The following is a 15583-nucleotide window of genomic DNA, read 5'->3' as shown; positions in this document are numbered from 1 at the left end:
TCGGAGCAGACTTTGGTCAGGGCAGCAGTCAGAGTGGTCTTGCCATGGTCAACGTGACCAATGGTGCCGACGTTGACGTGCGGTTTGTTACGTTCAAATTTTTCCTTAGCCACGACAGTAAACCTCTTACTTAAAGGGCGGGATTAGCCTTGTTTTTTAACGAGCGCTTCGACGATGTTCGACGGAGCTTCGGCGTACTTGGAGAATTCCATGGAGTAGCTGGCGCGACCCTGAGACATGGAGCGAACGTCGGTCGCATAACCGAACATCTCACCCAGCGGAACCTCGGCACGGATAACCTTACCGGAAACCGAGTCTTCCATACCCAGAATCAGGCCACGACGACGGTTCAGGTCACCCATCACGTCGCCCATGTAGTCCTCGGGGGTCACCACTTCGACCTTCATGATCGGCTCAAGCACCTTACCACCGCCCTTCTGGGCCAGCTGCTTGGTTGCCATGGAGGCCGCGATCTTGAACGCCATTTCGTTGGAGTCGACGTCGTGGTACGAGCCATCGAATACGGTGGCCTTCAGGCCGATGAGCGGATAACCGGCAACAACGCCGTTCTTCATCTGCTCTTCGATACCCTTCTGGATCGCAGGGATGTATTCCTTCGGAACCACACCACCGACGACTTCGTTGGTGAACACCAGACCTTCGGTGATGTTGCCTTTTTCGTCCACGTCAGCCGACGAGAAGCGAATCCAGCAGTGACCGAACTGACCACGACCACCGGACTGACGAACGAACTTGCCTTCGATCTCGACGTTGTCCTTGGAAATGGTCTCACGGTACGCCACCTGCGGCTTACCGATGTTGGCCTCTACACCGAACTCACGCTTCATGCGGTCGACGATGATGTCCAGGTGCAGCTCGCCCATACCACCAATAATGGTCTGGCCGGACTCTTCGTCGGTCTTGACGCGGAACGACGGGTCTTCCTGGGCCAGCTTGCCCAGAGCAATACCCATCTTCTCCTGGTCAGCCTTGGTCTTCGGCTCGACAGCCACGTGAATCACGGGCTCCGGGAAGTCCATGCGCTCGAGGACGATCGGTTTGTCCGGATCGCACAGGGTGTCACCTGTGGTGACGTCCTTCATGCCGATCAGGGCCGCGATGTCGCCTGCGCGCACTTCCTTGATCTCGTCACGCTGGTTGGCGTGCATCTGCACCATACGGCCAACGCGCTCTTTCTTGCTCTTCACGGAGTTGATGACCGACTGGCCAGACTCCAGAACGCCCGAGTAGACGCGCACGAAGGTGAGGGTACCAACGAACGGGTCGGTAGCGATCTTGAACGCCAATGCGGAGAACGGCGCGTTGTCGTCGGCATGACGCTCGTCTTTCGGAGCCTCGTCGCCCAGATCGATGTGGTCCGGGTGGATACCCTGGATAGCCGGGATCTCGGTCGGAGCAGGCAGGAAGTCGATGACGGCATCGAGAACCAGGGGCACGCCCTTGTTCTTGAACGAAGAGCCGCAGACAGCCGGAACGATCTCGCAGGCGATGGTGCGCTGACGCAGACCAGCCTTGATCTCTTCGATGGAGAGATCACCCTCCTCGAGGTACTTGTTCATCAGCTCTTCGTTGGCCTCGGCAGCCGCCTCAACCATGTTGGAGCGCCACTCGTTGGCCAGGTCGACCAGCTCCGCAGGAATCTCTTCCTCGCGGTAGGAGGTGCCCTTGTCGTCTTCGTTCCAGTAGATGGCCTTCATCTTCAGCAGGTCGACCTGCCCCTGGAAGTCATCTTCCGCACCGATAGCCAGCTGGACCGGAACCGGGGTGTGACCCAGGCGGTTCTTGATCTGGCCAACGACGCGCAGGAAGTTGGCACCAGCGCGGTCCATCTTGTTCACGTAGACGATACGCGGAACACCGTACTTGTTGGCCTGACGCCATACGGTTTCGGACTGCGGCTCAACGCCGGAAGTACCGCAGAACACCACGACAGCACCGTCAAGCACGCGCAGGGAGCGCTCAACTTCAATGGTGAAGTCGACGTGGCCGGGGGTGTCGATGACGTTTACACGGTATTTGTCGTACTGACCGCGCGAGCCTTCCCAGAAGGTGGTGATCGCAGCGGACGTAATGGTGATGCCGCGCTCCTGCTCCTGCACCATCCAGTCGGTGGTAGCAGCGCCGTCGTGCACCTCACCCATCTTGTGGCTGAGACCGGTGTAGAACAGGATCCGCTCGGTAGTGGTGGTCTTGCCCGCGTCAACGTGGGCGCAGATACCGATGTTCCGGTAGCGGTTAATTGGTGTGGTACGAGCCATAAAGCCCTCGCAAAAGTATTGATGCCGTGATTAGAAGCGGTAGTGCGAGAACGCTTTGTTGGCCTCAGCCATGCGGTGTACGTCTTCACGCTTCTTGACGGCTGCGCCTTTGCCTTCGAAGGCATCCAGCAGCTCACCAGCGAGACGCAGGGCCATGGACTTCTCGCCACGCTTGCGCGCGGAGTCCACCAGCCAGCGCATTGCCAGCGCATTGCGACGAGACGGGCGAACTTCGACCGGCACCTGGTAGGTAGCACCGCCTACACGGCGGGACTTGACTTCGACCAGCGGAGCGATGGCGTCGAGAGCTTTCTCGAAGATCTCCAGGGGATCGGTGTTCTTGCGTGCTTTGACAGTATCCAGGGCACCGTAAACGATGCGCTCGGCTACGGCCTTCTTGCCGCTTTCCATCACGTGGTTCATGAACTTGGCGAGGATCTGGCTTCCGTATTTCGGATCGTCCAGGATCTCACGCTTGGCTGCTACACGACGTCTTGGCATTGATAAGCCCTCAAACGGTCTTCAGGTTAGCCCGGCACGATAACCATTCGGTTACGGCCGACCTTACTCTTATCGACTCAGTAAAAAGAATTCAGGTTGAAGCGCCGGATTACTTCGGACGCTTGGTACCGTACTTGGAGCGACCCTGCTTACGGTCTTTGACACCAGTGGTATCCAGAGAACCGCGAACGGTGTGGTAGCGAACACCCGGGAGGTCTTTTACACGACCGCCACGAATCAGCACTACGCTGTGCTCCTGCAGGTTGTGACCTTCACCACCGATGTAGGAGGTGACTTCAAAACCGTTGGTCAGGCGAACACGACAAACCTTACGGAGTGCGGAGTTCGGTTTTTTCGGCGTGGTGGTGTACACGCGGGTGCACACGCCACGACGCTGCGGGCAGTTCTGCAGCGCAGGAACGTCGGACTTGTCGACGATACGCTTGCGCGGCTGACGTACCAGCTGGTTGATAGTTGCCATCTATAAGCTCCACTGTTGTCTTTCGACGCTATTGCCCTAAAGCAAAATGGCAGAGCTCAGCGCCCTGCCAAATTTAGGGGTGCATGAGTCTAAAGAGACTCAATCCCCCAGTCAAGACAAGGCCCCAGGCAACACAAGGTCGCCCAGGGCCCGCCTGATTAGTTGCCGCTGGAGTTCAGCGCTTCGGTCAGCGCTGCTTCCACCTCGCTCGCGCTTACGCGGACCGGCTTGCCGGCTTCGCGCTGACGCTTGCGCTCGCTGTGGTAGGCCAGGCCGGTACCGGCCGGGATCAGACGACCCACCACGACGTTTTCCTTCAGGCCACGCAGGTAGTCGCGCTTGCCGGTTACCGCCGCCTCGGTGAGGACGCGGGTGGTCTCCTGGAAGGATGCCGCGGAGATGAACGACTCGGTGGACAGCGAAGCCTTGGTGATACCCAGCAGGACGCGCTCGTACTTGGCGATGAAGCGATCTTCACCGGCCAGACGCTCGTTCTCCTCCAGCACCTGGGTCAGCTCCATCTGGTCGCCCTTGATGAAGCTGGAATCCCCGGACTCCGCGATCTCTACCTTACGCAGCATCTGACGCAGGATGGTCTCGATGTGCTTGTCGTTGATCTTCACGCCTTGCAGGCGGTACACGTCCTGGATTTCATTGACGATGTACTTGGCCAGCGCACTGACGCCCAGCAGGCGCAGGATGTCGTGCGGGTTGCTCGGACCGTCGGAGATCACCTCGCCACGGTTCACCTGTTCGCCTTCGAACACGTTCAGGTGACGCCATTTCGGAATCAGCTCCTCGTAAGGATCGCTACCGTCGTTCGGCGTGATGACCAGACGGCGCTTGCCCTTGGTCTCCTTGCCGAAGGAGATGGTGCCGCTGATTTCTGCCAGGATCGAAGGCTCTTTCGGACGACGAGCTTCGAACAGGTCGGCAACGCGCGGCAGACCACCGGTGATGTCACGGGTCTTCGAGGTTTCCTGCGGGATACGGGCAATAACATCACCCACGCCCACTTGAGCACCGTCGGCCACGCCAACCAGCGCGTTCGCCGGCAGGAAGTACTGGGCCGGTACGTCGGTACCCGGCAGCAGCAGCTCCTTGCCATTGGCGTCGACCAGCTTCACAGCCGGACGAATGTCCTTGCCGGCAGCCGGACGATCCTTCGGATCCAGAACCTCGATGTTGGTCAGGCCGGTGAGTTCGTCGGTCTGACGCTTGATGGTGATGCCTTCCTCCATGCCGACGAAGGTCACGGTACCCTTCATCTCGGTCACGATCGGGTGGGTGTGCGGGTCCCACTTGGCAACGATGGCGCCCGGGTCGACCTTGTCACCTTCCTTCACGGAGATCACGGCACCGTACGGCAGCTTGTAGCGCTCGCGCTCGCGACCGAATTCGTCAGCCACTGCCAGCTCGCCGGAACGGGAAACTGCCACCAGCGCACCATCGACACGCTCGACGTGCTTCAGGTTATGCAGGCGGATGGTACCGCCATTCTTGACCTGGACGTTATCGGCTGCCGAGGTACGGCTGGCCGCACCACCGATGTGGAACGTACGCATGGTCAGCTGGGTACCCGGCTCACCGATGGACTGGGCGGCGATGACGCCGACCGCTTCACCGATGTTCACCTGGTGACCACGTGCCAGGTCACGACCGTAGCACTTGGCGCAGATGCCATAGCGAGTTTCACAGGTGATCGGCGAGCGGACTACAACCTCGTCGATGCTCGCACGCTCGATGAACTCGACCCACTGCTCGTCGATCAGGGTACCGGCCGGGACGATCACTTCGCCGTCGTCGCTGCCAGGCTTGAACACGTCCTTGGCGATGACACGACCCAGGACGCGCTCGCCCAGGGGCTCGACCACGTCGCCGCCTTCGATGTGCGGAGTCATCAGCAGGCCATGCTCGGTGCCGCAGTCGATCTCGGTCACGACCAGGTCCTGCGCCACGTCGACCAGGCGACGAGTCAGGTAACCGGAGTTCGCGGTCTTCAGTGCAGTATCCGCCAGACCTTTACGAGCACCGTGAGTGGAGATGAAGTACTGGAGTACGTTCAGGCCCTCACGGAAGTTCGCGGTGATCGGGGTCTCGATGATGGAGCCGTCCGGCTTGGCCATCAGGCCGCGCATACCGGCGAGCTGACGGATCTGGGCCGCGGAGCCCCGCGCACCGGAGTCCGCCATCATGTACATGGAGTTGAAGGACTCCTGATCGACTTCCTTGCCCTCGCGATCGACCACTTTCTCTTTCGAGAGGTTGGCCATCATCGCCTTGGACACTTCGTCGTTCGCCTTGGACCAGAGGTCGATCACCTTGTTGTACTTCTCGCCCTGGGTAACCAGGCCGGAGGCGTACTGGGATTCGATCTCCTTCACTTCCTCGGTGGCGGCATCGATGATGCGCGCCTTCTCATCGGGAATGACGAAGTCGTTCACACCGATGGAAACGCCGGAAATGGTGGAGTAGGCGAAACCGGTGTACATCAGCTGGTCGGCGAAGATGACGGTATCCTTCAGACCCACCACGCGGTAGCACTGGTTGATCAGCTTGGAGATCGCCTTCTTCTTCATCGGCTGGTTGACCACGTCGAACGACAGGCCTGCCGGAACCACCTGGAACAACAGAGCACGGCCGACGGTGGTGTCGACGATGCGGGTGTTCTTGGTGATACCGCCGTCCTTGTCCTTCACGGTCTCGTTGATGCGGACTTTCACACGGGCGTGCAGGGACGCCTCGCCGGCGCGGAACACGCGGTCGACTTCCTGCAGGTCAGCGAAGACGCGACCCTCACCCTTGGCGTTCACCGCCTCACGAGTCATGTAGTACAGACCGAGAACCACGTCCTGGGACGGAACGATGATCGGCTCGCCGTTGGCAGGCGACAGGATGTTGTTGGTGGACATCATCAGCGCGCGCGCTTCCAGCTGGGCCTCGAGGGTCAGCGGAACGTGGACGGCCATCTGGTCACCGTCGAAGTCGGCGTTGTACGCGGCGCAGACCAGCGGATGCAGCTGGATGGCCTTGCCTTCGATCAGCACCGGCTCGAACGCCTGGATACCCAGACGGTGGAGGGTCGGCGCACGGTTCAGCAGCACGGGGTGTTCGCGGATGACTTCGGCGAGTACGTCCCAGACCTCGGGCAGTTCGCGCTCGACCATCTTCTTGGCCGCCTTGATGGTGGTGGCCATGCCGCGGGCTTCGAGCTTGCCGAAGATGAACGGCTTGAACAGCTCGAGGGCCATCTTCTTGGGCAGACCGCACTGGTGCAGACGCAGGGTCGGGCCGACGGTGATCACGGAACGACCGGAGTAGTCCACGCGTTTACCGAGCAGGTTCTGACGGAAGCGACCTTGCTTGCCCTTGATCATGTCGGCCAGGGACTTCAGCGGGCGCTTGTTCGAGCCAGTGATGGCACGGCCACGACGGCCGTTGTCCAGCAAGGCGTCGACAGCTTCCTGCAGCATGCGCTTTTCGTTGCGCACGATGATGTCCGGAGCGGCCAGGTCGAGCAGGCGCTTCAGGCGGTTGTTACGGTTGATGACCCGGCGATACAGATCGTTCAGGTCGGAGGTCGCGAAGCGACCGCCATCCAGCGGAACCAGCGGACGCAGGTCCGGCGGCAGCACCGGCAGGACGGTCAGCACCATCCACTCGGGGTGGTTGCCGGAATCCTTGAAGGCTTCCATCAGCTTCAGGCGCTTGGACAGCTTCTTGATCTTGGTTTCCGAGTTGGTCTGCGGAATCTCTTCGCGCAGGCGGCCGATCTCGTGCTCCAGGTCGATGGCGTTCAGCAACTCGCGGACAGCCTCGGCACCCATGCGGGCATCGAAGTCATCACCGAACTCTTCGAGGGCTTCGAAGTATTGCTCGTCGTTCAGCAGCTGACCTTTCTCAAGGGTGGTCATGCCCGGATCGATCACTACGTAGCTCTCGAAATAGAGCACGCGCTCGATGTCACGCAGGGTCATGTCCAGCAGCAGGCCGATACGGGACGGCAGGGACTTCAGGAACCAGATGTGGGCAACAGGGGAAGCCAGCTCGATGTGGCCCATGCGCTCACGACGCACCTTGGCCAGGGCGACTTCCACACCGCACTTCTCGCAGATCACACCGCGGTGCTTGAGGCGCTTGTACTTACCGCACAGGCACTCGTAGTCCTTCACCGGGCCGAAGATCTTGGCGCAGAACAGGCCATCGCGCTCCGGCTTGAAGGTACGGTAGTTGATGGTCTCCGGCTTCTTCACTTCACCGAAGGACCAGGAACGGATCATCTCGGGCGAGGCCAGGCCAATACGGATGGCATCGAACTCTTCGATTTGACCCTGGTTTTTCAACAGATTCAGCAAGTCTTTCAAGGCCTTTCCTCCTCACGGACCCGCTACGACCGGCCTTGACCAGCCGTAGCGTTCTGGGCGTCGCGTGTTATTCGGTTTCCAGTTCGATGTCGATGCCGAGCGAACGGATCTCTTTGATCAACACGTTGAAGGACTCGGGCATGCCGGCCTCCATGCGGTGATCGCCATCCACGATGTTCTTGTACATCTTGGTACGGCCGTTCACGTCGTCGGACTTCACGGTCAGCATTTCCTGCAGGGTGTAGGCGGCGCCGTAGGCTTCCAGCGCCCAGACCTCCATCTCCCCGAAACGCTGGCCACCGAACTGCGCCTTACCACCCAGCGGCTGCTGGGTAACCAGGCTGTAAGAGCCGGTGGAACGTGCGTGCATCTTGTCGTCGACCAGGTGGTTCAGCTTCAGCATGTACATGTAGCCAACGGTGGTCGGACGCTCGAACATGTTGCCGGTACGACCGTCGAATAGGCGCATCTGGCCGCTCTCGGGCAGATCGGCGAGTTTCAGCATCGCCTTGATCTCGCGCTCCTTGGCACCGTCGAACACCGGGGTAGCCATCGGCACGCCGCCGCGCAGGTTCTTCGCCAGGTCGAGGATTTCCTGATCGCTCAGTTCATCCAGGCTCTCCTGACGCCCACCGATCTCGTTGTAGATCTCGTGCAGGAACTTGCGCAGCTCGGCGATCTTGCGCTGCTCTTCGAGCATGCGGTTGATCTTCTCGCCCAGGCCCTTGGCCGCGAGGCCCAGGTGGGTTTCAAGAATCTGGCCGACGTTCATACGCGACGGTACGCCCAGCGGGTTGAGGACGATGTCCACCGGCGTCCCATTGGCATCGTGGGGCATGTCTTCGACCGGCATGATCACGGAGACCACACCCTTGTTACCGTGGCGGCCCGCCATCTTGTCGCCCGGCTGGATGCGGCGCTTGATGGCGAGGTACACCTTGACGATCTTCAGGACGCCCGGCGCCAGGTCGTCGCCTTGCTGAAGCTTGCGCTTCTTGTCTTCGAACTTGTCGTCCAGCAGCTGGCGACGGTCGGAGAGGTAGGCCTGGGCCTTCTCGAGCTGCTCGTTCAGAGCGTCGTCCGCCATGCGCAGCTTGAACCACTGGCCGCGCTCAAGGCCGTCGAGGTACTCGTCGGTGATCTCGGTGCCTTTCTTGAGGCCGGCGCCACCTTCGGCAACCTGGCCGACCAGGGCGGAACGCAGGCGCTCGAAGGTTGCACCTTCGACGATGCGGAACTCTTCGTTCAGGTCCTTGCGGATCTCGTCGAGCTGCATCTTCTCGATGGACAGTGCACGGGAGTCGCGCTCCACGCCATCACGGGTGAAGACCTGGACGTCGATGACGGTGCCCTTGGTGCCGGTCGGCACACGCAGGGAGGTGTCCTTAACGTCGGATGCTTTCTCACCGAAGATCGCGCGCAGCAGCTTCTCTTCCGGAGTCAGCTGGGTCTCGCCTTTCGGGGTGACCTTGCCGACCAGGATGTCGCCAGCCTGTACTTCGGCGCCGACGTAGACGATGCCGGCTTCATCCAGCTTGTTCAGCGCAGCCTCACCCACGTTCGGGATGTCCGCGGTGATTTCTTCTGGGCCGAGCTTGGTGTCACGGGCAACGCAGGTCAGTTCCTGGATGTGGATCGTGGTGAAACGATCTTCCTGGACCACGCGCTCGGAGAGGCAGATGGAGTCTTCGAAGTTGAAACCGTTCCAGGGCATGAACGCGACGCGCATGTTCTGACCCAGGGCCAGTTCACCCATGTCGGTGGACGGACCATCGGCCAGGATGTCGCTGCGCGAAACCTTGTCACCCTTCTGCACCAGCGGGCGCTGGTTGATGCAGGTGTTCTGGTTGGAGCGGGTGTACTTGGTCAGGTTGTAGATGTCGACGCCGGCTTCGCCAGTTTCGACTTCGTCGTCGTTCACACGGACGACGATGCGGCTGGCATCGACGGAGTCGATCACACCACCACGACGGGCCACGACGCAAACACCGGAGTCACGGGCGACGTTGCGCTCCATGCCGGTACCAACCAGAGGCTTGTCGGCACGCAGTGTCGGCACGGCCTGGCGCTGCATGTTCGAGCCCATGAGTGCGCGGTTAGCGTCGTCGTGCTCAAGGAACGGGATCAGCGAGGCAGCGACGGAAACGACCTGCTTCGGCGATACGTCCATGAGGGTGACGTCTTCCGGCGCCTTCACGGTGAACTCGTTCAGGTGACGCACAGCCACCAGCTCGTCGATCAGTTGGCCCTGCTCGTTGAGCGTGGCAGACGCCTGAGCGATGACGTGGTCAGCCTCTTCGATGGCGGAGAGGAAGACGATCTCATCGGTCACCTGGGTGCCTTTTACAACACGGTAGGGGCTCTCGAGGAAACCGTACTGGTTGGTGCGGGCGTAGGTGGCCAGGGAGTTGATCAGACCGATGTTCGGACCTTCGGGCGTCTCGATCGGGCACACACGGCCGTAGTGGGTCGGGTGTACGTCGCGGACTTCGAAGCCCGCGCGCTCGCGGGTCAGGCCACCTGGGCCGAGTGCGGAAACACGGCGCTTGTGGGTGATCTCGGACAGCGGGTTGTTCTGGTCCATGAACTGGGAGAGCTGGCTGGAGCCGAAGAACTCCTTGATCGCGGCAGCCACGGGCTTGGCGTTGATCAGGTCCTGAGGCATCAGACCTTCGCTCTCCGCCATGGACAAGCGTTCCTTGACCGCACGCTCGACGCGCACCAGGCCAACACGGAACTGGTTTTCGGCCATTTCGCCAACGCAACGGACACGACGGTTACCCAGGTGATCGATGTCGTCGACGATGCCCTTGCCGTTGCGGATGTCGACCAGGGTCTTGAGGACCTCGACAATATCTTCGCGACTGAGGACACCAGGCCCCTCGATCTCGGTGCGACCGATCCGGCGGTTGAACTTCATGCGGCCGACAGCGGACAGGTCGTAACGCTCGGCGCTGAAGAACAGGTTGTTGAACAGGGTTTCGGCAGCTTCCTTGGTCGGCGGCTCACCAGGACGCATCATGCGATAGATTTCCACCAGGGCTTCCAGCTGGTTGCTGGTGGAGTCGATCTTCAGGGTGTCGGAGATGAACGGACCGCAGTCGATGTCGTTGGTGTACAGGGTCTCGATGCGGACGACCTGTGCCTTGGCGATCTTGACCAGCAGGTCGGTGGTCAGCTCGGTATTGCACTCGACGATGATCTCGCCGGTGGCCGGATGCACGATGGCCTTGGCGGTGGTGCGACCGAGGACGTAGTCCAGCGGAACTTCCAGCTCGCTGATACCAGCCTTCTCCAGCTGGTTGATGTGGCGGGCGGTGATACGACGGCCCTGCTCCACGATCACCTTGCCGGACGGATCCTTGATGTCGAATACGGCGACTTCACCGCGCAGGCGCTGAGGCACCAGTTCCAGGTGCAGGCCTTCGCCCTTCACATGGAAGACGTTGGTGGCATAGAAGGCGTTGAGCACTTCCTCGGTGCTGTAGCCGAGCGCGCGCAGCAGGACGGAGGCCGGCAGCTTGCGGCGACGGTCGATACGAACGAACACGCAGTCCTTCGGATCGAACTCGAAGTCCAGCCAGGAACCACGGTATGGAATGATCCGCGCGGAGTACAGCAGCTTGCCGGAGCTGTGGGTCTTGCCACGGTCATGGTCGAAGAACACGCCCGGGGAGCGGTGCAGCTGGGAGACGATCACGCGCTCGGTACCGTTGATGATAAAGGTACCGTTTTCGGTCATGAGCGGGATTTCGCCCATGTAGACTTCTTGTTCCTTGATGTCCTTGATGGCCTTGTTCGACGACTCCTTGTCGAAAATGATCAGACGCACCTTGACGCGCAGCGGAACGGCGAAGGTCACGCCGCGCAGCACGCATTCCTTGACGTCGAAGGCCGGCTCGCCAAGGCGATAGCCAACGTATTCCAGAGCGGCGTTGCCGGAATAGCTGATGATCGGGAATACAGACTTGAAGGCCGCGTGCAGGCCGATATCACGGATCCGCTCCTTGCTCGCGCCCGCCTGCAGGAATTCGCGGTACGAATCCAGCTGGATGGCCAGGAGGTAGGGTACATCCATGACGTCCGGCAACTTGCTAAAGTCTTTGCGGATACGTTTTTTCTCAGTGTATGAGTAAGCCATCAGCGTTCCCCAGCTTGGTCACCTGCTTATTTGGCTCCTCCGACGGGAGTAGCCAGAAAATCGTGCAAACCCCTTGGTTTGCGCCACCTTGGTCGGTGGGAGCCTCACATTCCAGGTAGCCGCCATGAGGCGGCCACCTAGAACGGAAAAAGGCCGGTGGCCTAAGCCACCAGCCATCAGCCTTTCGCTTACCGCTCAGGCTGTAGACGCAAGGTCGTCGCTTACTTGAGCTCGACTTTGGCGCCAGCTTCTTCCAGAGCCTTCTTGGCAGCTTCGGCTTCTTCTTTCGAAGCGCCTTCCTTGACCACGCCCGGGGCGCCGTCAACAACTGCCTTGGCTTCTTTCAGGCCCAGACCGGTCAGCTCGCGAACGACCTTGATCACGTTCACTTTCTTGTCGCCAGCTTCAGCCAGGACGATGGTGAACTCGGTCTGCTCTTCAACAACAGCAGCAGCGGCAGCCGGGCCAGCAGCAACAGCTGCAGCAGCGGAAACGCCGAACTTCTCTTCCATTGCCTTGATCAGTTCAACAACTTGCATCACGGACATTTCGGATACGGCGTTGATGATGTCTTCGTTGGTCAGAGCCATGACTCTAATTCCTGTATTGATGGATGGCCTCAGGCGGCCATCGAATTAATCGAATAAAGCGAAAGGACGGGCGCGGCCTTATCAGGCTGCGGCGCTTTCCTTCTGGTCGCGGATTGCCGCCAGGGTACGAGCCAGCTTGCTGGTGGCGCCTTGGATAACGCTCATCAGCTGGGATACGGCTTCGTCGTAGGTCGGCAGGGTTGCCAGTACGTCGATCTGGTTGGCTGCGATCAGCTTGCCTTCAAACGCGGCGGCCTTGATCTCGAACTTGTCCTGACCCTTGGCGAACTCCTTGAAGATACGGGCGGCAGCACCCGGATGTTCCTTGGAGAAAGCGATGAGGGTCGGGCCCTTGAACACGTCGCCGAGCACTTCAAAAGAAGTGCCTTCGACGGCGCGACGGGCGAGGGTGTTACGTACGACTTTGACGTAAACACCAGCCGCGCGGGCCTCTTTACGGAGTCCGGTCATGGCAGCCACAGTCACGCCACGGGCATCAGCCACGACAGCGGACAGGGCAGCTTGGGCAGCCTCGTTGACTTCAGCGACGATGGCCTTCTTGTCTTCGAGTTTAATTGCCACGGGTTCACTCCTGGATGTTACCGGTTCGTCCAGCCGAGGCCGGACGGCGTTTTGGTGTCTGATTCGGTAAACGAATCGGGAGCACCATCTGCGTAGGCTCGAGGATCGCTCCCCGGTTTAAGGCATGGCCGCCTACGGTCTTGGATAGCCCCCGCCAGGCAGGGACCCCAATACCTGCGCAGCGGGCACAAGGCCCACTGCGACTTTGTTCCTTAAGCTTCCAGGGAAGCCTGATCGATCTGCAGACCTGGGCCCATGGTGGTGCTCAGGGTCACGCGCTGCACATACACACCCTTGGAGGTGGACGGCTTGAGGCGCTTCAGGTCGGACAGCAGGGCTTCGACGTTCTGCTTCAGCTTGACCGGCTCGAAATCAACCTTGCCAACGGAAGCATGGATGATGCCGTTCTTGTCAGTACGGAAGCGTACCTGGCCAGCCTTGGCGTTCTTGACAGCGGTAGCCACGTCGGGGGTAACGGTACCGACTTTCGGGTTCGGCATCAGGCCACGGGGGCCGAGAACCTGACCCAGTTGACCGACAACGCGCATTGCATCGGGAGATGCGATCACCACGTCGTAGCTCAGGTCGCCAGCCTTCATTTCGGCAGCCAGTTCGTCCATGCCAACCTTGTCAGCGCCAGCAGCCAGAGCGGCTTCGACACCAGGACCCTGGGTGAACACGGCAACGCGAACGCTCTTGCCAGTGCCATTCGGCAGGACAGTGGCGCCACGAACAACCTGATCGGATTTGCGAGGATCAACGCCGAGATTGATGGCGATGTCCACGGACTCCTTGAACTTGATGGTGGACAGCTCAGCAAGAAGCTTGGCTGCATCTTCGAATGCATATTGCTTGCCGGCTTCAACCTTGGCAGCAATTGCCTTTTGGCGCTTGGTCAGCTTTGCCATTTACACGCCCTCCACGTTCAGGCCCATGCTACGAGCGGAACCGGCGATGGTACGCACGGCCGCATCCAGGTCAGCTGCAGTCAGATCCGCCTGCTTGGCTTTGACGATATCTTCCAGCTGTGCACGGGTAACGGTGCCAACCTTCTGGCTGTTCGGACGGGAAGAGCCGCTGGTGATGCCAGCCGCCTTCTTCAGCAACACGGAAGCCGGGGTGCTCTTGGTCTCGAACGTGAAGCTACGGTCGCTGTAGACAGTGATGATCACCGGAGTGGGCAGACCGGGCTCCATGCCCTGGGTCTTGGCGTTGAACGCCTTGCAGAACTCCATGATGTTCACGCCGTGCTGACCGAGAGCGGGACCAACCGGCGGCGAAGGGTTGGCCTGGCCAGCCTTCACTTGCAGCTTGATGTAAGCCTGAATCTTCTTAGCCATTTATGACTCCATTTGCGGGTTCAAGCGCCCAAGGGCTCCCCGATTTCATTGCGTTTATCCCAGTGACGACAAAACCCCGCAACCATTGGCTGCGGGGGTATGGGATGCATCTACAGCTAGACCTTTTCGACCTGGCTGAACTCCAACTCGACAGGAGTGGAGCGACCGAAGATGAGCACAGCAACCTGAATGCGGCTCTTCTCGTAATTAACCTCTTCAACCACACCATTGAAATCCGCAAACGGACCATCAATGACACGGACAGTCTCGCCCGGCTCGAACAGGGTTTTGGGCTTCGGCTTGTCACCACTATCAGCGACACGGCGAAGAATCGCCTCAGCCTCACGCTCAGTGATGGGAGCGGGCTTGTCCGCAGTACCACCGATGAACCCCATGACACGAGGAGTGTCCTTGATCAGGTGCCAGGTGGCTTCATTCATCTCCATCTGGACCAGCACATATCCAGGAAAGAACTTCCGCTCACTCTTGCGCTTCTGACCATTGCGCATTTCGACCACTTCTTCTGTCGGCACGAGGATCTCACCAAACTGATCCTCCATACCCGCAAGCTTCACGCGCTCAACGAGAGAACGCATGACATGCTTCTCATAACCGGAATACGCGTGAACAACGTACCAACGCTTAGCCACGGGGCACCCTTTAACCAACAATCATCGAAACAAGCCAACCCAGCAGGGAATCCAAGCCCCACAGGAGCAGCGCCATGACAAGAACAACCGCAACCACGATCAGCGTGGTCTGAGTAGTTTCCTGACGAGTCGGCCAGACCACCTTGCGGATCTCGACACGCGCCTCTTTGGCCAGAGAAAAGAACGCCTGCCCCTTGACGGTCTGCAGCGCAACCAAAGCCGCAGCACCACCCAGAACCAGGAGAGCAAGGACGCGATAGATAATCGGCTGAGCAGCGAAGTAGTGGTTGCCCACAACCCCCACAACAACCAGAAAAGCCACAACGATCCACTTCAACGCATCGAAGCGAGTTTCTTTGGCTTCAAGCTTGGCATTCATTGGAAAGGACCTTGTGTGGAGATTGCCAGATCCCAGGACCGGGAAATCTGGCAGGCCAGGAGGGAATCGAACCCCCAACCTGCGGTTTTGGAGACCGCCGCTCTGCCAATTGAGCTACTGGCCTGTAACAAAATCAGGCCGACCATTATGCCGGCCTGATAACGCAAGATCAACTACTTATTCGATGATCTTGGCGACGACGCCGGCGCCAACGGTACGACCGCCTTCGCGGATTGCGAAGCGCAGGCCATCTTCCATGGCGATCGGAGCGATCAG

The 15583-nt window shown here is 59.9% G+C and carries 13 protein-coding genes and 1 tRNA gene; all 14 read right to left on the bottom strand.

Going from position 1 to position 15583, the window contains the following annotated elements; genetic code table 11:
- The coding region (locus tag BM198_RS29020) for a GTP-binding protein (RefSeq protein WP_228379154.1) at positions 1-113 on the bottom strand (113 nt) is incomplete at its 3' end.
- 30 nt (positions 114-143) lie between these two features.
- The gene (gene fusA, locus BM198_RS29015) at positions 144-2279 is read right to left on the bottom strand and encodes an elongation factor G (RefSeq protein ID WP_074974281.1); all 2136 of its coding nucleotides are present in this window, start codon (positions 2277-2279) and stop codon (positions 144-146) included.
- A 30-nt stretch (positions 2280-2309) separates the two neighbouring features.
- Positions 2310-2780, bottom strand: coding sequence for a 30S ribosomal protein S7 (rpsG, locus tag BM198_RS29010; RefSeq protein ID WP_044410935.1), 471 nt, complete (start codon positions 2778-2780; stop codon positions 2310-2312).
- A 109-nt stretch (positions 2781-2889) separates the two neighbouring features.
- On the bottom strand, positions 2890-3261 hold the full coding sequence (rpsL, locus tag BM198_RS29005; protein ID WP_044410932.1) for a 30S ribosomal protein S12: 372 nt from the start codon (positions 3259-3261) through the stop codon (positions 2890-2892).
- Positions 3262-3419: 158 nt separating this feature from the next.
- Positions 3420-7625 carry a DNA-directed RNA polymerase subunit beta' gene (gene rpoC, locus BM198_RS29000; RefSeq protein WP_044410930.1) on the bottom strand — a complete coding sequence of 1402 codons (4206 nt, stop codon included), beginning with the start codon at positions 7623-7625 and terminating at the stop codon, positions 3420-3422.
- A 67-nt stretch (positions 7626-7692) separates the two neighbouring features.
- Positions 7693-11766, bottom strand: a complete 4074-nt coding sequence (rpoB, locus tag BM198_RS28995; RefSeq protein ID WP_044410928.1) for a DNA-directed RNA polymerase subunit beta — start codon at positions 11764-11766, stop codon at positions 7693-7695.
- 221 nt (positions 11767-11987) lie between these two features.
- Entirely contained in the window at positions 11988-12356 is a 369-nt protein-coding gene (rplL, locus tag BM198_RS28990; RefSeq protein ID WP_044410925.1) for a 50S ribosomal protein L7/L12, read from the bottom strand.
- A gap of 81 nt (positions 12357-12437) precedes the next feature.
- The gene (gene rplJ, locus BM198_RS28985; protein ID WP_044410923.1) at positions 12438-12938 is read right to left on the bottom strand and encodes a 50S ribosomal protein L10; all 501 of its coding nucleotides are present in this window, start codon (positions 12936-12938) and stop codon (positions 12438-12440) included.
- A 212-nt stretch (positions 12939-13150) separates the two neighbouring features.
- The gene (gene rplA / locus BM198_RS28980; protein ID WP_044410921.1) at positions 13151-13846 is read right to left on the bottom strand and encodes a 50S ribosomal protein L1; all 696 of its coding nucleotides are present in this window, start codon (positions 13844-13846) and stop codon (positions 13151-13153) included.
- Positions 13847-14278 (bottom strand): 50S ribosomal protein L11, encoded by a 432-nt coding sequence (rplK, locus tag BM198_RS28975; protein ID WP_074974279.1) that lies wholly within the window; start codon positions 14276-14278, stop codon positions 13847-13849. It abuts the gene before it with no gap.
- 116 nt (positions 14279-14394) lie between these two features.
- On the bottom strand, positions 14395-14928 hold the full coding sequence (gene nusG, locus BM198_RS28970) for a transcription termination/antitermination protein NusG (RefSeq protein WP_044410915.1): 534 nt from the start codon (positions 14926-14928) through the stop codon (positions 14395-14397).
- Positions 14929-14938: 10 nt separating this feature from the next.
- Positions 14939-15307 carry a preprotein translocase subunit SecE gene (gene secE / locus BM198_RS28965; protein ID WP_074974277.1) on the bottom strand — a complete coding sequence of 123 codons (369 nt, stop codon included), beginning with the start codon at positions 15305-15307 and terminating at the stop codon, positions 14939-14941.
- A gap of 48 nt (positions 15308-15355) precedes the next feature.
- Positions 15356-15431 (bottom strand) — tRNA-Trp (locus tag BM198_RS28960).
- A 53-nt stretch (positions 15432-15484) separates the two neighbouring features.
- Positions 15485-15583 (bottom strand): EF-Tu C-terminal domain-related protein (locus tag BM198_RS28955; RefSeq protein WP_018149684.1); only part of this gene is annotated, 99 nt, incomplete at its 5' end.

The sequence above is a fragment of the Metapseudomonas otitidis genome (assembly GCF_900111835.1).
GTDB lineage: Bacteria > Pseudomonadota > Gammaproteobacteria > Pseudomonadales > Pseudomonadaceae > Metapseudomonas > Metapseudomonas otitidis.
This window is presented reverse-complemented; position numbering and strand designations above follow the sequence as displayed.